The 17,294-nt window shown below is 59.2% G+C and carries 18 protein-coding genes and 1 pseudogene; all 19 read right to left on the bottom strand.

Features of this window, described 5'->3' with window-relative positions:
• Positions 1 to 158: 158 nt before the first annotated feature.
• The 19 genes and pseudogenes from fdxB (EN874_RS29195) to nifK all read right to left on the bottom strand — a co-directional run bounded on the left by fdxB (EN874_RS29195) (position 159) and on the right by nifK (position 17,248).
• Positions 159 to 476 (bottom strand): ferredoxin III, nif-specific, encoded by a 318-nt coding sequence (gene fdxB, locus EN874_RS29195; RefSeq protein ID WP_174800308.1) that lies wholly within the window; start codon positions 474 to 476, stop codon positions 159 to 161.
• Entirely contained in the window at positions 473 to 676 is a 204-nt protein-coding gene (locus tag EN874_RS29190) for a CCE_0567 family metalloprotein (protein WP_063169367.1), read from the bottom strand. The genes fdxB (EN874_RS29195) and EN874_RS29190 overlap by 4 nt, the downstream gene beginning before the upstream one ends.
• A 46-nt stretch (positions 677 to 722) precedes the next feature.
• Positions 723 to 1,160 carry a DUF269 domain-containing protein gene (locus EN874_RS29185; RefSeq protein WP_126097329.1) on the bottom strand — a complete coding sequence of 146 codons (438 nt, stop codon included), beginning with the start codon at positions 1,158 to 1,160 and terminating at the stop codon, positions 723 to 725.
• A 324-nt stretch (positions 1,161 to 1,484) separates the two neighbouring features.
• On the bottom strand, positions 1,485 to 2,642 hold the full coding sequence (locus EN874_RS29180) for a TlpA disulfide reductase family protein (RefSeq protein WP_126097328.1): 1,158 nt from the start codon (positions 2,640 to 2,642) through the stop codon (positions 1,485 to 1,487).
• Positions 2,643 to 3,241: 599 nt separating this feature from the next.
• Positions 3,242 to 4,255, bottom strand: a complete 1,014-nt coding sequence (locus EN874_RS29175) for a 1-aminocyclopropane-1-carboxylate deaminase (RefSeq protein WP_024505903.1) — start codon at positions 4,253 to 4,255, stop codon at positions 3,242 to 3,244.
• 236 nt (positions 4,256 to 4,491) lie between these two features.
• Positions 4,492 to 4,683, bottom strand: a complete 192-nt coding sequence (locus EN874_RS34595) for an exopolysaccharide production repressor protein (protein ID WP_127394248.1) — start codon at positions 4,681 to 4,683, stop codon at positions 4,492 to 4,494.
• A 79-nt stretch (positions 4,684 to 4,762) separates the two neighbouring features.
• A pseudogene (fdxB, locus tag EN874_RS29165) lies at positions 4,763 to 5,079 on the bottom strand (ferredoxin III, nif-specific).
• Positions 5,076 to 5,234 carry a CCE_0567 family metalloprotein gene (locus EN874_RS29160; RefSeq protein ID WP_224571204.1) on the bottom strand — a complete coding sequence of 53 codons (159 nt, stop codon included), beginning with the start codon at positions 5,232 to 5,234 and terminating at the stop codon, positions 5,076 to 5,078. The pseudogene fdxB (EN874_RS29165) and the gene EN874_RS29160 overlap by 4 nt, the downstream one beginning before the upstream one ends.
• Before the next feature lie 90 nt (positions 5,235 to 5,324).
• Entirely contained in the window at positions 5,325 to 5,768 is a 444-nt protein-coding gene (locus EN874_RS29155; protein WP_245458601.1) for a DUF269 domain-containing protein, read from the bottom strand.
• A 320-nt stretch (positions 5,769 to 6,088) separates the two neighbouring features.
• Positions 6,089 to 7,234 (bottom strand): TlpA disulfide reductase family protein, encoded by a 1,146-nt coding sequence (locus EN874_RS29150; protein WP_063170388.1) that lies wholly within the window; start codon positions 7,232 to 7,234, stop codon positions 6,089 to 6,091.
• Between the two features lie 272 nt (positions 7,235 to 7,506).
• The gene (locus EN874_RS29145) at positions 7,507 to 7,887 is read right to left on the bottom strand and encodes a hypothetical protein (protein ID WP_126080606.1); all 381 of its coding nucleotides are present in this window, start codon (positions 7,885 to 7,887) and stop codon (positions 7,507 to 7,509) included.
• 10 nt (positions 7,888 to 7,897) lie between these two features.
• Entirely contained in the window at positions 7,898 to 9,196 is a 1,299-nt protein-coding gene (locus EN874_RS29140) for a SidA/IucD/PvdA family monooxygenase (protein ID WP_063169368.1), read from the bottom strand.
• Positions 9,197 to 10,038: 842 nt separating this feature from the next.
• Entirely contained in the window at positions 10,039 to 10,911 is an 873-nt protein-coding gene (locus EN874_RS29135; protein WP_126087041.1) for a universal stress protein, read from the bottom strand.
• Between the two features lie 95 nt (positions 10,912 to 11,006).
• On the bottom strand, positions 11,007 to 11,711 hold the full coding sequence (locus EN874_RS29130) for a response regulator transcription factor (protein WP_224571202.1): 705 nt from the start codon (positions 11,709 to 11,711) through the stop codon (positions 11,007 to 11,009).
• A 107-nt stretch (positions 11,712 to 11,818) separates the two neighbouring features.
• On the bottom strand, positions 11,819 to 12,298 hold the full coding sequence (locus tag EN874_RS29125) for a NifX-associated nitrogen fixation protein (protein ID WP_024505267.1): 480 nt from the start codon (positions 12,296 to 12,298) through the stop codon (positions 11,819 to 11,821).
• A 16-nt stretch (positions 12,299 to 12,314) separates the two neighbouring features.
• Positions 12,315 to 12,812: a nitrogen fixation protein NifX gene (gene nifX, locus EN874_RS29120; protein WP_063169371.1), complete on the bottom strand. Its 498-nt coding sequence runs from the start codon at positions 12,810 to 12,812 to the stop codon at positions 12,315 to 12,317.
• Complete coding sequence (gene nifN, locus EN874_RS29115) at positions 12,809 to 14,161, bottom strand: nitrogenase iron-molybdenum cofactor biosynthesis protein NifN (protein WP_126063827.1); 1,353 nt, start codon at positions 14,159 to 14,161, stop codon at positions 12,809 to 12,811. The genes nifX and nifN overlap by 4 nt, the downstream gene beginning before the upstream one ends.
• Before the next feature lie 8 nt (positions 14,162 to 14,169).
• A complete protein-coding gene (gene nifE / locus EN874_RS29110) occupies positions 14,170 to 15,645 on the bottom strand; it encodes a nitrogenase iron-molybdenum cofactor biosynthesis protein NifE (RefSeq protein WP_095489376.1) in 1,476 nt (491 codons plus the stop codon).
• Positions 15,646 to 15,706: 61 nt separating this feature from the next.
• Positions 15,707 to 17,248, bottom strand: a complete 1,542-nt coding sequence (nifK, locus tag EN874_RS29105) for a nitrogenase molybdenum-iron protein subunit beta (RefSeq protein ID WP_126063826.1) — start codon at positions 17,246 to 17,248, stop codon at positions 15,707 to 15,709.
• Positions 17,249 to 17,294 lie beyond the last annotated feature (46 nt).

Below are 17,294 nucleotides of genomic sequence, written 5' to 3'. Positions count from 1 at the left end.
GTCGGCCTGAAGCAGCAGCGAACAGGCCAGCGTCGTGACGACTGCCACACGGAGCGAATCCAAAGCGAAGTAAACCATCGACGCATTGCTGCACAGGACCAGCCCCACGAGCCGACAAAAAGATGAAGTGCAACGCCGTTCTCCTGGTTTTCGCCAGATCATGTTGCGAGCTCGTCGGCCGCAACATGCGTCTGGCAGTTCTTGGGGCAGACGCGGCCGCAGGCTCCGCAGCCGATGCAGCGGCCGGCATCATCGACAACCATGATCATGCGATTGAGCTTGCCGTCGAAATCGTCGTCCTCGTCATCGCAGGGGCCGAGGATTTCACCCGCATCATCAACGCCGTGAAGATGCATGACATCGCGCGAGCAGACCTTGAAACAACGGCAGCAGCCGATGCAGGTCTTGCTATCGATGGAGGTCAGGTACGACGGCATCCAAATGGAGCCGTCACGGGTGGTGAATGTGCGCATCATCCTAAATTCTTCATTGAAGCGAGTTCTCTCTTGGCAACATCCAACTCGGCATAAACGGCTTGGGTTTTCTCGGCGACTTCCTGTATGTCGGCCCACTTGCCCGGCAGACCCTCGACAAGGTCCTGCAATGCCATCTTGGCAATAGCTGCACGCAACTGGAGCTTTCGGACTTTCTTCCTCATCTTATCTAGGTCTGACATAGATCCTTCCTGGAACAATGGTTTTGTTGATGCGCTCCATCTCGGGCTAGGCTTCAATGGCTGCAGTCGCATCGTCGACCAGTTTCGTACCGGCCTCAGCAAGTTTGCGGAAAGTCTCGAAGCCGAACCGGTGGACGTCTCGACAGAACGCCCAACCGCTGGAAGCCCCCACGGGTTTCATTTCTATTGTCGGCGACGTCGACACGCCGGAGCGCTCCTCGATCGCAAGCGCTACGGCGGTGTAAAACATGTCGAGCCTCCACAGCGCGTCAGGATCGGGATCGCCGCCAAAGGGTACCGCACGTTGCTGTTGCTTGGTGATGATGAACTCGGCCAGCAGCTCGGCATCCGAATGGCCTTCCCATAAGCCGAAGGAATCCTGAGTACGAATGAGCCGCAGGAGGCATTTGACGAACGGGGAAGCAAGGGCCTCGTCGTCCTTGTGGACAGCAGGGCCAACCGGAGGAATTTCGTTGTTCGTCATTTCAGTCTTCGTCTTCGAGGTACGATTTCCTTTTCCTGCGATGCCCACTCCGGGTCGGCTTGCGTGGCCGACGAATGGCTTGGGCGGGCCAACCCCAAGAGTGCCCCGTGGCCGACCTCGACATGTCCACGAGTGCGAGACCTGCGGCGCGAATTCGCGGCGCACATTGTCTGCGCCGCGATCCGACCGGTGGTCAACGCAATTGAAATCCAACCTGCCGCAAGCCGCCGCCCTGCTGCATCGACATACTTGCTGCGAAGAGAGCCTCGATGGGCGGATTGGCCAGTGTTCAATTCCAATTGTCAGTCCCTTCGCGATTCTTGCTCAGGAAGTGACTGCGTTTTGAGTTTCGGGTGCCTTCTTTTGCGGAGCCACACAAAGATCCGCGTGACAGGCAGGCTCACCCGTGTAGTTGGCCAGTGCTTCGAGCAATGGGGTAAGATAGTACTGTTTGGTGTGGTCCGGAATTGGCCCCAGCCGGTCCACCGATTTCAGTGCCACCTCGATCAACTCGATTGCGCGATCTTTGTTGCCGCTCTCGTAATAATACTGAGCTACCGGGAGGTACCGGAGGTACTTAAACGGGCCATCGCCGTTCGGGGGATTGAGTGCCAGTATCTGTTCCGAGAGCTCGTTGCCCATCGCAAAGCGCTCCGCGCGCGGAAGATGGGAATTGTCCATCGTGGGATCGAAGAGTTGGTTGAGGGCCAAGGCCATCCACGACACCGCGTCGGACGTTTTGTCGATCGCGTCCTCGACCAATTCTCGCATGACCGGCATGCCGGTCTTGATGTCGCGCAGCTTGTGAAGCAGAAGATCCGCATGAATCTGCCGGAACTCACAAGAGTCTGGCATCAAGGCGAGGCCTTCTTCGATGGCCAAGAGCGCCGCCGTCCAATTCTCGGCCTGCATCGCCGGCTCAAGTTTGGCGTATATCGGCCCGGTAAGCGACATTTCGCGCGCTGCAAGTTGGTTATGCGCGATGCGCTTTGCATCGGCGGCTTTCGCTTCATAGCTGCTGCGCCAGCTGCCGTTAAGGACTTTCGGCAAAACGTCATCGAGTTCCGCCGGGTGGCCGATAAAAGCGATGTGGCCGTCGCGGTCGACCACGAACGAGGTGGGAATCCCAATCGAAGAGCTGGGATCCATCCAGAGCTTGTTCATTTCGCCAATGTAATCGAACCCGATACGATAATTCAGATTCGGGAACTCCTCGGTCAGCCAGGCATCCACGTTGGTCCGCGCCTCGTCTGCGGTAGGACCCTGTTCGCAGGCGGCAACTCCGACCGCCTCAAATCCGCTGCCTTCATATTTCTCCTGCAGTTCGATCAAATGGGGCATGGCGTCGACACATGGTCCGCACCAAGTCGCCCAAAACTCAACGAGGTAGACCTTGCCGGGCCGAAAGTTCGTGAGGGGCTCGCCACGCAGCCAGTTCTCCACTTTGATCGCAGGAGCCGGGGACCCCATACGCAGTTCCATCTTGGTGTCCAAAGTCATTCCACACCTTTCGTCTCTTTTGTCGCGGAATATTTTCCAGTCAAAATCGGACACGGTCTCGAGGGCATCGCTCCCTCTGGCTTGCTTCAGCGAAGCTCTCACCGTGTTGCCGCACATCAAGCTGCAACGGAGGTGCCAATTCCCTCAGCTCCGGTAAGCGGCGGGAAATGCTTTGAAATTCTCCACGAGGCCAAATGCGGCCGATTGTCGTGAACCCGACATGTCTTCTGCCGCTGTCGGGTTTCGCCCTATCACTCTTGAGAGCTTGGACGGCTCGCCTGTGATTAGACTGGCCTCGGTCCTCGAGCAGTGGCAGTTTGGCGCCAGTTCGAAAGCGCGAACTCGCCGGCTTGGTCCTCGTGCCGCCACCGCCGCGTGTGGATTCTTGCCCCGGAGTCAAAATTCGCCTCGCGGTTGCCAACGGCGGCATGCGCTCAATGCGCGTGGCGTTGAGCACCGACAGCACGTAATGGTACCAATTAGTGGATGCCCGTCGCTGCCTCCACTTCTCCAGCCAAGCGCTCGAACGACGCTACCTACCCACGTTCGAGCGCGACCGCGGAATCGCAGACTGCCGAACGTCAGCCGTTGCGAAAGGTGTAGCCGTACCCGTTGATCGCCGGTGCGCCGCCTAGATGTGCGTAGAGGACCCTCGATCCCTGTGGAAAGAAGCCCCTCTGGACGAGGTCGATCATCCCTTGCATCGATTTGCCCTCGTAAACGGGGTCCGTAATCATGCCCTCGAGCCGCGCGCACAAACGGATTGCCTCTTTGGTTTCCTCCGATGGAACGCCATAACCCGGGTACGCGTAGTCCATGAACAACACCACGTCTGCCTCGACAATTTCCGCTCCGAGGTGGACGAGCTTCGCTGTATTTTGGGCGATGCCAAGCACCTGCGCCTTGGTCTTGGCGGGCATGGCGGAGGCATCGATACCGATCACGTTGCGCTGTCGACCATCCTTGGCGAACCCGACGAGCATGCCGCCGTGGGTTGAACCAGTCACCGTACAGACGACGATATAGTCGAAGGCAAACCCAAGCTGCTCTTCCTGGGCACGCACCTCCTCAGCGAACCCCACATAGCCCAGGCCGCCGTATTTGTGGACAGAGGCGCCGGCAGGTATCGCATATGGCCTGCCGCCCCTTGCCTTGACTTCATAAAGTGCCTTTTCCCAGCTGCGGCGGATGCCGATGTCAAAGCCCTCGTCAACCAGGCGCACCTCTGCCCCCATGATGCGGCTCAAGAGGATATTGCCGACCCGGTCGTAGACAGCATCATCATGTGGGACCCAGCTCTCCTGGACCAGGAGGCATTTCATGCCGATCTTGGCGGCGACCGCAGCGACCATGCGCGTATGGTTGGACTGCACGCCACCGATTGTGACGAGCGTATCGGCATCTGACGCGATCGCGTCGGGCACAATGTATTCGAGCTTGCGCAGCTTGTTTCCGCCGAACGCGAGACCGGAGTTGCAGTCCTCGCGTTTGACGTAGATTTCCACCTTGTCGCCCAGATGCTTGCCGAGGCGGTCGAGCCTCTCGATCGGCGTGGGTCCAAAGGTGAGCGGATAACGTTCGAATTTTTCCAGCATGCTATCTCCAGCAAAAAAGTACCTGAACCTGCTACGCACCGGTCAGCCCAGGGGTATGGTCGCGTGTTAGCCGAACACAGATTCCCTATACGATCAGCTCAGTCATCAGAGGGTGACCAAAATTGGTGTGGGTCTGAGCACTGATCCTGTCATCCGCGCATCAAAGCAGCAGCACATGCTGGGCATTCGACCAAGCCGGGACACAGCTGAAAATTGCATTCCGCAGTTGATCAGAGTCAGACGACTGGTACCCGAGCTTTCCTGTAACCATCGGCATGCTGGCCCCTGTGGCGAGTTCCACGAGCGCGGCTAGAGGACTGCCAGATCAGAAAGAGCACGCGGCCGAAGGAGCCGGCCTGAAGCAGCAGCGAACAGGCCAGCGTCGTGACGACTGCCACACGGAGCGAATCCAAAGCGAAGTAAACCATCGACGCATTGCTGCACAGGACCAGCCCCACGAGCCGACAAAAAGATGAAGTGCACGCCGCTCCCCTGGTTTTCGCCAGATCATGTTGCGAGCTCGTCGGCCGCAACATGCGTCTGGCAGTTCTTGGGGCAGACGCGGCCGCAGGCTCCGCAGCCGATGCAGCGGCCGGCATCATCGACAACCATGATCATGCGATTGAGCTTGCCGTCGAAATCGTCGTCCTCGTCATCGCAGGGGCCGAGGATTTCACCCGCATCATCAACGCCGTGAAGATGCATGACATCGCGCGAGCAGACCTTGAAACAACGGCAGCAGCCGATGCAGGTTTGCTATCGATGGAGGTCAGGTACGGCGGCATCCAAATGGAGCCGTCACGGGTGGTGAATGTGCGCATCATCCTAAATTCTTCATTGAAGCGAGTTCTCTCTTGGCAACATCCAACTCGGCATAAACGGCTTGGGTTTTCTCGGCGACTTCCTGTATGTCGGCCCACTTGCCCGGCAGACCCTCGACGAGGTCCTGCAATGCCATCTTGGCAATAGCTGCACGCAACTGGAGCTTTCAGACTTTTTTCCTCATCCTATCTAGGTCTGACATAGATCCTTTCTGGAACAATGGTTTCTTGATGCGCTCCATCTCGGGCTAGGCTTCAATGGCTGCAGTCGCATCGTCGACCAGTTTCGTACCGGCCTCAGCAAGTTTGCGGAAAGTCTCGAAGCCGAACCGGTGGACGTCTCGACAGAACGCCCAACCGCCGGAAGCCCCCACGGGTTTCATTTCTATTGTCGGCGACGTCGACACGCCGGAGCGCTCCTCGATCGCAAGCGCTACGGCGGTGTAAAACATGTCGAGCCTCCACAGCGCGTCAGGATCGGGATCGCCGCCAAAGGGTACCGCACGTTGCTGTTGCTTGGTGATGATGAACTCGGCCAGCAGCTCGGCATCCGAATGGCCTTCCCATAAGCCGAAGGAATCCTGAGTACGAATGAGCCGCAGGAGGCATTTGACGAACGGGGAAGCAAGGGCCTCGCCGTCCCCGTGGACAGCAGGGCCAACCGGTTCATGAGGAATTTCGCTTTTCCCCAATTTCAGTACTCCTCTTGAAGGACGATCTCTTTTTCTGCGATGTGTGGTTCGGGCGCTTGCGTGGGCGGGGAATGGCTTGGGCGAGCCGATCCCACGCAACAGTGTCCCGTGGCCGACCTCGAGCACGTCCACCAATGCGAGACCTTTCACCGCGGCGCGAACGCCTGCGCCGCGGTTCGACCCGAGGTAAACGCAATGGAAATTCCACCTGCCGCAAGCCGCGCACTTTTGCGGCATCGACGTTATTGCTGCGAAGTGCGCCTGGGCGGGCGGATTTGCCGGTGTTCAATTCCAATTGTCATGCCCTTCGCGATCCTTGCTCAGGAAGTGACAGCGTTTTGAGTTTCGGAAGTCTTGTTTTGCGGAGCCACACAGAGACCCGCGTGACAGGCAGGCTCACCCGTGTAGTTGGCCAGGGCTTGGAGCAACGAGGTGAGGTAGCGCTGTTTGGTTTGGTCCGGCACTGGCTCCGAATGGTCCAGCGATTTGATTGCCACCTCGATCAACTCGATCGCCCGGTCCTTGTTGCCGCTCTCGTAATAATACTGAGCGACCGGAAAGTAACACCCGAATTTAAAGTCTCCATCGCCTTGCGGAGGATTAAGTTCCAGGATCTGTTCGGAGAGCTCCTTGCCCATCGCAAAGCGATCATCATGCGGAAGATGGGAGTTGTCGATCGTGGGATGGAAGAGTTGGTTCAGCGCCATCACCACCCAAGACATCGCTTCGAACTTTTTGTTGATCGCGTCCTCGACCAATTCGCGCATAAGCGGCAAGCCGGTTTTGATGTCGCGCAGCTTGTGAAGCAGAATATCCGCATGAACCCGCCGAAAATCAAAAGAGTCTGGCATCACGGCGAGGCCTTCTTCGATGGCCAATAGTGCCGCTGCCCAATCCTCGTCCTGCATCGCCGGCCCAAGTTTGGCGTATATCGGCTGACTCAGCGACGATTCGCGCACACGCGAGATTCGCTTTGCATCGACGGCTTTCGCTTCATAGCTGCTGCGCCAGCTGCCGTTAAGGACTTTCGGCAAAACGTCATCGAGAGGTGCCGGGTGGCCGATATAAGCGATGTGGCCGTCGCGGTCGACCACGAACGAGGTGGGAATCCCGAACGAAGAGCTGGGTTCCAGCCAGAGCTTTTTCATTTCGCCAGTGCAATCGAACGCTGTCCGATAATTCAGATTCGGGAACTTCTCGGTCAGCCAGGCATCCACGTTGGTCCGCGCTTCGTCCGCGGTTGCAGCCTTTTCGCAAGCTGCGACTCCGATAATCTCAAATCCGCTGTCTTTATATTTCTCCTGCAGTTCGATCAAATGGGGCATGGCGTGGACACATGGTCGGCACCAAGTCGCCCAAAATTCAACGAGGTAGACCTTGCCGGGCCGAAGGCTCGTGAGGGGCTCGCCACGCAGCCAGTTCTCCACTTTCAGCGCAGGAGCCGGGGACCCCATACGCAGTTCCATCTTGGTGTCCAAAGTCATTCCACACCTTTCGTCTCTTTTGTCGCGGAATATTTTCCAGTCAAAATCGGACACGGTCTCGAGGGCATTGCTCCCTCTCGCTTGCTTCAGCGGAGCTCTCACCGTGTTGCCGCACATCAAGCACGGCAAAGGGCATGCCAACCCTTCTTAGCTTCGGCAAGCGCCGGTACCGCCTTGAATAAGCGAGCCCTAACACGGCCAGCTGACGTTAACCTGAATGTCGGCTTTCGACGGCTCACCTTAGCGGCTGCCGTTTAGGAAGGTGAGAGTTTGGCTGGCCCGCTGGCGATAAGACCGGCTTCGGCGTCCTGGAGTAGTCGCACTTCGGCGATGGGGTCGAAAGTGCGGGAGAGGCTCGGTACCCTTGCAGCCACCGCCGCATGTGGCCCGGCGTCATAATTCGCGTCGCGGTTGCCAACGGCGGCGTTGGGCTCGATCCACGTGGCGTTGAGCCCGACAGCACGTAAAGCTGCATCGTGATTGAATGCCCTTTGCTGTTTCACGCCAAGCAGGAGTCGCGCGACGCTACCTTGCTCAAGCGCGAGCAGAGCGATCTGACGCCGTAGGAATATTGCTCGTCCCGCTTTTGCCGCCAGAGGCGGAAATCTTTCCTGAATGCCACCGCCGATCATCAATATCGACGAATCATATCCCGCTGCCCATTTGTTCGACTCCGAGGTCGGGCCAGCACTCCGTCAAGGGACGGTTGATGAACCCTAGATGCTCGGGATTGGCGCATGGCGCGCGCCGCAGAAGGCTGTCAAGGATGCGGCGCGCTCGCCAGGCCAGCAGCCCAAAGTTCGGATCAGCCAGCCCGCGCTGTCCAAGGCAGGCGTTCTGAACGAAAAGGCGTCGGTCTCGCGGTCCGTCCCAGTACACCGAAAAATCCTCGCCGATGGCGAGCTCATTGCCGATCTGTTCGAGGCGATCTGCGATCGGTTCTAGGAAACCCGGCAGCGGTTTCTCGTACCCGGTGGCCAGGATGACGATATCGGCGGTTACTTCTCCGATGTTGTCCAAGCCGCGTTGCAGCGTGAGCCTGTGCCCTGCTCCGGCATTGATGCAGCGCGACACGTTGCAACTTGGCCGCAATGTGATCTCGCATTGGTGTGGCTCGAGAAAGGCGTGGTGGTAGAGCGCCTGATAGACCGCGCGCAACTTGCTTTCTGAAATGCCCTCGGAGGCAAGCGCGAAACGCCGCAGGAACAGCTGTCGATGCACCTCGCTCATCGCAGCAAAACGATCCGAGAAGCATGGCGTGAACAGCCCGTTTGTGAACGCGTGGTCGTCGAAAGGCATCTCGCGCGTCAAGACCCATGTGATCGCCGCGGGCCGCCGTTCTTTCGGCCGGCCGACAAGGTGCAGTAGCAGCTCGGCTCCCGACTGTCCGCCGCCAACAACGCAGACATGCTTTTTTTGCACCTCAGGATTGATGTGGGCCAACTCAGATGAGTGGAACAGGTTGGGTCCAGTCCAGCCATGAAACTGAGGCGGAATTTGCGCCTGCTTGCCTATGTCGATGACGAGGTTTCTTGCATCAAGGACCGCGTTGTCCGTCCGCACGCGAAACTCGCCGTCAAAGCGGATTTCGCGAACGGCCTCGCCGCCACGGACAAGCGGATTCTTCTGGAACGCCCAGTTGAGATATTGGGCGAACTCGGCTCTAAGCACCCCGTGAAATTGCGCATTGAGGAAATTGTAAAGACGCCCGTTCTCGTGGAGGTAGTTTACGAATGTGTAGGCTGATCGCGGATTGACCAGAGTAACCAGATCCTGGAAGTGGCCGACCTGGAGCTCCGCGCAATCGAAAGCGCTGCCTGGATGTCCTCGGAAATCGACCTCCCGGTCCAGGAACAGTGCCCCTTGCGCAATCTCTTCCTGTATCTGACACGCAAGGCTCAAATTAGATGGTCCAGCACCCACACCAATACAAAAGAGGTCCACTTATCCTTACTCCTCTAGGAGTGTTTTCCAACTCAGCGGCATGTTGACGTCGATTGCCGGGCATTGAGCAATGCGAACCTCACAGGCATGCTTGAGCCGCGGTCCCGACTGAGAGGACAGCAAAAGCGTGTGCCGCCTTCCAGGTCTTGGGCTCAATGTCGGCGGCATCGACAGCGGCGCGGCGTGATCCGAACCCAAGAGCAGAAGGAAAGTGTGTGATGCTGTCGCGCGGCTCTTCCGGATCTTACGGCGGCTTCTAGCGCCGGCCTCCACCCCAGGAGTGGCTGTTTCCCTGCCACGACGGAAGCGGCTCTTTCTTTCGAGGGGCGTAACCATGGATAACGGCTCTTAATGCTTTCGGAGACTCCCATGCATGCGGCGTGCCGGATAAAGACCTGTCAAACCAACGAGTTCGCGCAGTTCCAGCTCGTCTGGAATCCGACATTGTCGCACGCCCGACGATCGGGCAGGGGAAGCTCCGCGGCAGCGGCCCTTGCACACCGCAGGCTGACAGGGACAGCCGCCGATTTGACGCGCGTCCGGGTACTGATAAGGGGCCTTCCAACAGGGTTCGCGCACGAGGCGGGGTCTCCTGGTACACCCGCCCTGTGGCTTGGCTGCGGTCTGCTGCAGCCGTTCGTCTTTACTGCCCGTTGCGGACGATCTCGCACGAGTTGGTTCACGAGAGCGTCGTGAAGCAGTCGAGGCGTCCGGTTTGGCTCTGACAAGCGTCGCAAGATGTTCGCGGATCCAGCCATGTCTCCGCAATCCGACCGGTAACCGACGACGACTTCGGACTGGTTGGCGGTCCTACGACCTGATCGGTGTTCCTACGGAGCTGATCAGCGAGCCAAAAACAGCGGCAATGTGGTCTTCCCAAAGCTCCAGCTCGGCGGACCGCCGAAAATCCGCTCACGCAGCCCACGGCTGCCATAAGCACCCATAACCATCATGTCAGCACAGATGTCGTTCGCGTGCTGGGTCAGCACTGTGCCCGCCGATTTGCCGGCGCTCTTAAGCAGGTCAACGGAGACCCGAGCACCGTGCCGAGTAAGATAGGCAGCGATGTCAGCTCCAGACTGCGCGCCTTTCCCGTTGTTTTGCGCCTTTGGATCGACCATAGCGACACAGACTTCCTTGGCAGCGGATAGGATACTAAGAGCTTCCCGAACCGCACGCGAGGCCTCTACACGCGAATCCCAGCCGACCAGCACGCGTCGAGGCGACAGCGTCGCCTTAACGCCCTTCGGCACGATGAGCACCGGCTTTCCGCTATCGAACAAGCAGCCGTTGACAACAGGAGGTCCGAGAGTCTCATCGTTGAGGAGGTCTCCTCCAACGATCGTCAGGTCAGCGCAGAGCGCCCGCTGTCGTGCCACTTCACCGAGGCTAGCCGGATCGCAATAGTCGGTGTCAACGTCACAGGAAAGCGACATAGCTTTCAGCCTTTTGAGGATATCCGCGGACCGTCTTTCCATTCTGGTCACGTCCTGTGAAAATTTCTCGATTTGCTGAAATCGATAGTTCGGTACTGCAATTGCCTGTGCACGTCCTGTATTCCATTCGGGGGGCGGAGACAACATCAAGAGCAATGGAGGCGGTATAATGAGTACCGATAGGTGCGCGCCGACCTCGGCACACAGTCCGGCAGCTGTTGTGAGGTCCTCATCAGAATGATCAGCACCCGTCACACTGAATATGCTTTTAAATTCCATTTGCCTGCTTCTCCTGGTCTTCGTTAGGAGCGCCTCAAAGCGGCAACACCGCTCTCAGGAGGAAGAGAGAGCGGCACCACGTTCGATCACCGATTTCAGTCGTCCGGCTTCTCGAGCGAGTAGCCGGCCGACCTGACGGTGCGAATGACGCTGCCGGGCAAGGCCGTTTTCAGCGCCCTCCTGATTCGGCTGATATGGACATCGACGGTGCGTGCACCGACATGAATGTTGGGCAGCCAGGCCGCCCCGATAAGCTCGTCCCGGCTGAAGACCTTGCCGGGGGCCTCAATCATAAGCCGCAGCACGTTGAAATCGATCCGTCCGAGATGGATGTCGTGGCCATTACCGCGAACCCGATGGGCATCGAGCTTCATCTCCAGGCCTCCACAACAAATCCAACTGTCGTTTTCAACCCCGTTCGGACCACGCTTGGTCAGCCCGAGCCTCGCCCGCAGGCAGTCGAGCAGCTTGGCCGGAGCCACCGGCCGCACAAAGCTCTCAACGCCTGCCTTCAAGAGATCGAGGTGCTGGTGCTCGGCGCCAGGCGCGATCAGGGCGATGATAGGCAGGTCGGTGGTGCGCGGTTCCCGCTTGAGGTGGGCGCAAATTGCGGACCCGTTTATGCTGGCTGGGTCGCAATCCAGCACTACGGCCTGAAGCTCCCGTTGTTCGGCCAAGGCCAGCGCAGCCTTCGCGCCGTCTGCCGTCTCACTGCTGAAACCGTCAACCTCCAGTATGTGGCTGTAGAGCAGATAGAACTCGGCATCTTGCGAGCAGATCAGGACCAGCGGCTTCTTCATCGGCGATACCCCAACAACCTGGTCGGCCTCGAGTCCCTGGATCGAGGGGACTGGCCAACATAGTTTCTCGGGTCCGTCATGATGGCCTTTCTCGAAAATCGCGCCCATCATGCCAGCGCCACGTGGGGAAAGGTTTCGATGACTGAAATCGCATCGTCGACCAGCTTCGTACCGGCCGTGGCGAGCTTCAGGAGCGTCTCGAAGCCAAACCGGTGGACATCGCGCAGCGTTTTGGACAAAACGACCAGCCGTCCGGTCGTGAAAAGCACCCGACCAAAACCCTCATGGCTCACCTGGATCATCGGCGATGCCATAAGGCCGCAGCGCTCCTCGATCGCAAGCCCGATGGCGGCGTAGTACTTGTCGAGCCTCCACAGCACGTCGGGATCGGGATCTCCGATGATTGGGATCCCTCGGCGCTGTTCCTTGGTAATGATGAAGTCGCCCAGCAGCTCAGCGTCCGCTTTGCGTTCCCACGAGCCATAGGAATCCTGAGAACGGATCAGCCGCACGAGGCATTTGACGAACGGGGTGCAAAGAGCCGCCTCGTCTTCGGCGACAGCTGGGGGGATTGCGGGGTCAGGCATTGGCGTCCTCCTCTTTTCAGTCCTCGTCCTCGAAGGACGGTTTCTTTTCGGCAATGCCCGCTCGCGCCAGCACCTTGCGCAGCCAAGGCGGAGGACACGTCCTGAGCATCATCTGCGTGCGCAAGAGCACCTGTGGGATCGATTGGGGCTCCGCCACTTTGATCGGGTGGATTTTTGCCGCGACAAGCTTGGCTGCCGAAGGGCCGCCAATTGCCAGACAAAACAGGATCTGACAGCCCTTGAGCGCATCCACCTTTGGCGTGATGCGATCATCGCGCTCGGCCCGATGCTCCCCGCTTTCATCGGACACGTCATCGAAGGCCACGGCTTCTACGAGATTCCATTCCTCGCGCGTCACGTCGTAGACAGCAAAGCGCCTGGCCGACCCGAAATGGGCGTTGAGGTCCTGCATGTCCTGAGTGGCGATCGCAACGCGCAATGCGCCCTTACGTCGTTCAGGCATCGGGGCGAAAACCTCACTACTGACCAGCGAGAGGCGGCGAACAGCGTTCATCGTGATATTTCTCGATTACGGAGTGGATCAAGCGCCTCAGGAGTGGGCGCGTGTTGGTTGGCCTGGAAGATGCTGGCGACCTCGAAGATCATGTCGCGGGTGCCCTGATAGAGAATTGCGAGCTTGTGCTGGCTGCCTAGTCGATCGAAGACCGGGAACCCGATGCGCATGAGCGGAATTCGGAGCCGCTCCGATGCTTGGCGCCCGTGCGAATGCGTGACAAGCAGGTCAGCACCGACGGCAAGACTTTCCAGATCGCCGAGATCGCCGATCTGAACCGAAACCGCCGGGACTTTCTCGAGAATTTTAGACCTGTCGGTCGTTGTGACGGCCGCGGCTATCTCGGAGCCGAGGCCAGCAAAGAAGGTCGCAAGTTGGAACAGCTGGTCTGGTTCGGCAGCGATGGCAATTTTCTTGCCGCCGAAATGGAAATGTCCGTCGAGCATCGCGTCCTGCAATTGCGCCCGGCGCCGGCGCACGCGGGCCGGTACCGCCGCGCCCGAAATCGCAGACAGCAGCGACACGAAGCGGTCCGTGTCCTGCAGCCCAGTCAGTGACTGGAACAACACGTAAGGCACGCCGGTCAACCCGTGCAGCGCTTTCGCCGGGCGGCGCATGTGCTCACCGATGGCGATGCATTGCATGGCCGTGCCCAACTCGCGAATGTCTTCGACGCTGGTGCCGCCGTATGTGGTCGCTACCCAGCGGTCAGGAACCGTACCGTCGAGCGAGCCTGAAATGTCGGGCAGAATAACCGGCTTGAGCCCAAAGCTTTCAACCATGTCCCGCATATGCTCGATGTCGGCGATAGAGAGGTTGCATCCGGGCAGGATTGCGATCTTCTTCGGGTGCCGCGCCCGTTCGCCCGAGCGCGTAATCCCTTCGATCATTGCGGTGACTGCCTTGGCCCAGCCCTCTTCGATCGCGCCGTCAAAATCCGGCGTGTTGGCCAGCACGACCTCCGTACCCGCAAGCTGTTGCGTGTGCTTCCGCATGATGTTGGCAATATCACCCGCGCAATCTTCGCCACGCGTCTCCACCAGCGCGGTCGTGCACACCCCGATCAGCGTTGGCTTCGTGCGGTTCTTGAGGTTGAGGATCGCCTCTTCCAGATGGTCGGCTGCGCCGAGGATGGTCGCCACCTCATCCATCGCCGTAGTCTGCAAGGGAATCGCTTCTTTGAAGTGCCGCACGAAGAGAACGAGCGCAAAGCTTGTGCAGCCTTGGCTGCCGTGGAACAGCGGCATCGCACCGTCGACGCCAAGAAAGGCAAAGGCGGCACCCAGCGGCTGCGACGACTTCAGCGGGTTGACTGCCGCCGATTTGCTCTGGGGAAGGATGCGGGCCATCGGTCGCCTCAACACTCGTGTGCCGTCGCGCAGGCGAATTCATCAAACAGGTACGCGGTCTCGTTCCTCGTGCACGGCAATTCGCCTATCAGCTCAGGCTGGCAATCCCACGGGGCCGGCTGGCGCACCTGAGACCAGATCGGATTGTGAATGGCGAGGTCGATCTGGCGTACGAGTTCCACCATGCCGTCATAGCCGGCATAAGGATGCTGGCGCTCCTGGTTGATATCGAGCCAGGGCGTCTTGGCCTTGAGCGCAATGAATTGCGTGCGACCGCCCGACAGCATGATATCGGCCCTGTGTTCAGAGAGCATGGCGTACAGCTCGCTCGCAGCCATGGATTCGAACATGTGCTTGTCGTGCTTGAGAACTTGTTTGATGCGCTCCTTGTCCTGCACCGTAGATTTCTTGATCGAGGTGCCGACGATCTCGATTCCGATCTCCATCAGCGCATGGACAACCGACCAGGACTTCACACCGCCTGTGTTGAGCAGCACGCGCTTGCCTTGGAGCCTTTGCCGGTAGGATTCGAGTTTCTTCCACGCGATCGCCTCCTGCTGCGCGATCAGCGTCTCTGTGCGCTCGAGGATCTCCGGATCGGCGCCCTTCCTCACCAGCAGCCTGACAAGGTTTCGAAGAGCTTGCGATGTGTCGGAGATGCCATAGAAGGAGCCCTCGAAGAACGGGATGTCCCAGCGCTCCTCCATCTTGCGGGCAAGACTGATCAGCGCGGTCGAGCACACCATCATTGCCGCCCGGGCGCGGTGCGCGGAAGCAATGTCGCGGTAACGCGCATCGCCGGGAATGCAGGCGCGCACCCGGATCCCGAGCCGATCGAGGAGCGGCTTTACAAGCCAGAATTCGCCCGAGAGGTTGAATTCGCCAAGGATGTTGATGTCGTAGGGTCCGGGGTCGTCGGGTTCGACCGTGCCGATGACATGATCGAGCAACGCCTCGGCGGCGAGCTTATTGCCGAGGTTCTTGGAGCCTGCCAGGCCAGGCGCATTGATCGGCACCACGGCCAAACCGAACTTTTCCGTGGCGCGTTTGCACACGGCCTCGATGTCGTCACCGATCAGCGCCGTTACGCAAGTCGAGTAGACGAAGATCGCCGGCGGCGCGTATGTGTGCTTGATCTCGCGGATCGCCTTGAAGAGTTTCCGCTCGCCCTGCCCCATCACAAGGTCGAGTTCGGTGAGGTCGGTCGTGAAGCTTGTCCGCCACAAGGTCGGCCCTGACGAAACCGCACCACGGTTGTCCCAAGAATTGCCCTCGCAGGCGAGCGGCGCATGGACCAGATGCGCAACGTCGGTGATCGGCTGCAGGACGATCTTGGCTCCGTCAAAGGCGCAGCCGCCGGCTGCCGCCCCTGGTGTCAGCGACTTCGAGCAGCCCTCCTTGCGCGCCTTGGCATCTTTGCCACGGTTCTTATCGCAGGCGGGCTCATCGAAGGCGTCCTTGATTTTGGCGCTGAGGGAGGACATTGCTCAGCCTCCCCAGTCCATTGGGCAAGGAATGGCCTCGGCGAAAAGCCGGCCACGGCTCTTAGCGCGTGAGGTCATAGGAATAATCCGTCACACCCGTCTCGCTCGTCTCGCGATCGAGTTTGTCGAAGATCTTGTCGAGGATCGTCGTCAGCACGCGCAACGCTCCCTGGTAGCCAAAGAGCGCAAAGCGGTGATGATGGTGCCGATCGAAGATCGGAAACATCAGCCGGATCAGCGGTGTTCCGGTGTCGCGCTCCAGGTACTTGCCGTAGGAATTGCCGATCAAAAGGTCCACCGGCTCGGTAAAGAGCAGTGAGCGCAGCGCCCACAGGTCCTTGCCCGCCCAAACCTGGGCAGCCTTGCCGAAAGGCGAGGATGCTAGCAGCTTCTTCAAATCGGCTTCCCATGCCGAGGTGCCATTGGTGGCGAGGCAATGGGTTGGCTCGCCGCCGGTCTCCATGACAAAGCGGGCCATTGCGTGAACGAAGTCGGGATCACCGTAGATGGCGTATTTCTTACCATGCAACCAGGATTGGCTGTCCGCCATGGCGTCTACCAGTCGGCCGCGCTCGAGGCGAATTGCCTCGGGAATCTCCTTGCCGGAAATCGCCGCGACCTCCATCAGGAATTCGTCCGTCGCCTGAACGCCGAGCGGATAGTGGAACGAGGCCGTCGCCTGCCCGACCTCCTCGCAATAGCCCAGTGTCTTTCGGGTGTTGTGATGCTGCAGCGAAAGCGTTGCCTCGGCGTTGAGGGCCTTCTTCACCTCGTTGATCTTCGTGCCCCCGTCATACATGCGGTATTCACCGTCCGAAGGCGTATCGAACTGGTCAGAGGCATCCTGGATCAATGTATAGGACACGCCCATTACATCGAGCAGGCGCTTGAGCTCCCGGTTGTTGCCGACGCAGAAGCCGTCGAAGCCCGGAATGATGTTGATGGTTCCTTCGATTTGCGTACGCTCCTGACCTTTCCAGAAGTGCTCCAAAATGCCTTTGACCATGTTGTCATAGCCGTCGACATGACTGCCAACGAAGGCCGGGGTGTGGGCAAAGGGCACGTCGAAGTCGCGCGGGACTGAATCTTCGTCCTTGGCGTTCTGGATGAAGCTGTGCAGGTCGTCGCCAATGACCTCTGCCATACAGGTCGTCGACACGGCAATCATCTTGGGGTCGTAGAGCTGGTAGGTGTTGGCGAGCCCGTCGACCATGTTCTTCAGGCCGCCAAACACCGCCGCATCCTCGGTCATTGAGGAGGAGACCGCCGCGGCAGGCTCCTTGAAATGGCGCGACAGGTGCGAGCGGTAATAGGCGACGCAACCTTGGCTGCCGTGGACGAAGGACATGGTTCGCTCGAAGCCGGCGGCAGCGAATACCGCACCCAGCGGCTGGCAGGCCTTGGCCGGGTTCACGACAAGCGCTTTGCGGGCGAGGTTCTTTTCGCGGTATTCCCACGTCTGGGTGAAATCGCGCTGATCGGAAATGATTTCATCGGGGTGCGGACATTCGAAGTTTAGCTTCTTCTCAGCGAGCATCTTTCTGTATTCCGGCTCGCGGAACAGGGGAGCGTGATCGAGAATTTTTTCAGCCGACTGCGGCATGATGATTACCTCTTTTGCATCTGGCTGCGCGGGACGGCAGCTCAGG

The sequence above is a fragment of the Mesorhizobium sp. M1D.F.Ca.ET.231.01.1.1 genome, assembly GCF_003999155.2.
GTDB lineage: Bacteria > Pseudomonadota > Alphaproteobacteria > Rhizobiales > Rhizobiaceae > Mesorhizobium.
The sequence above is the reverse complement of the archived record's forward strand: the minus strand, read 5'-3'. Positions and strand labels throughout refer to the sequence as shown.

Bases quoted from the DNA above. Each gene is read 5' to 3' on its own strand.
- EN874_RS29125 (WP_024505267.1), bottom strand. From the start codon at position 12,298: ATGCCTGACCCCGCAATCCCCCCAGCTGTCGCCGAAGACGAGGCGGCT.
- EN874_RS29150 (WP_063170388.1), bottom strand. From the start codon at position 7,234: ATGGAACTGCGTATGGGGTCCCCGGCTCCTGCGCTGAAAGTGGAGAAC.
- EN874_RS29135 (WP_126087041.1), bottom strand. From the start codon at position 10,911: ATGGAATTTAAAAGCATATTCAGTGTGACGGGTGCTGATCATTCTGAT.
- EN874_RS29185 (WP_126097329.1), bottom strand. From the start codon at position 1,160: ATGACGAACAACGAAATTCCTCCGGTTGGCCCTGCTGTCCACAAGGAC.
- EN874_RS29130 (WP_224571202.1), bottom strand. From the start codon at position 11,711: ATGAAGAAGCCGCTGGTCCTGATCTGCTCGCAAGATGCCGAGTTCTAT.
- nifE (WP_095489376.1), bottom strand. From the start codon at position 15,645: ATGTCCTCCCTCAGCGCCAAAATCAAGGACGCCTTCGATGAGCCCGCC.
- EN874_RS29180 (WP_126097328.1), bottom strand. From the start codon at position 2,642: ATGGAACTGCGTATGGGGTCCCCGGCTCCTGCGATCAAAGTGGAGAAC.
- nifX (WP_063169371.1), bottom strand. From the start codon at position 12,812: ATGAACGCTGTTCGCCGCCTCTCGCTGGTCAGTAGTGAGGTTTTCGCC.
- nifK (WP_126063826.1), bottom strand. From the start codon at position 17,248: ATGCCGCAGTCGGCTGAAAAAATTCTCGATCACGCTCCCCTGTTCCGC.
- EN874_RS34595 (WP_127394248.1), bottom strand. From the start codon at position 4,683: ATGGTTTACTTCGCTTTGGATTCGCTCCGTGTGGCAGTCGTCACGACG.
- EN874_RS29175 (WP_024505903.1), bottom strand. From the start codon at position 4,255: ATGCTGGAAAAATTCGAACGTTATCCGCTCACCTTTGGACCCACGCCG.
- fdxB (WP_174800308.1), bottom strand. From the start codon at position 476: ATGATGCGCACATTCACCACCCGTGACGGCTCCATTTGGATGCCGTCG.
- EN874_RS29190 (WP_063169367.1), bottom strand. From the start codon at position 676: ATGTCAGACCTAGATAAGATGAGGAAGAAAGTCCGAAAGCTCCAGTTG.
- nifN (WP_126063827.1), bottom strand. From the start codon at position 14,161: ATGGCCCGCATCCTTCCCCAGAGCAAATCGGCGGCAGTCAACCCGCTG.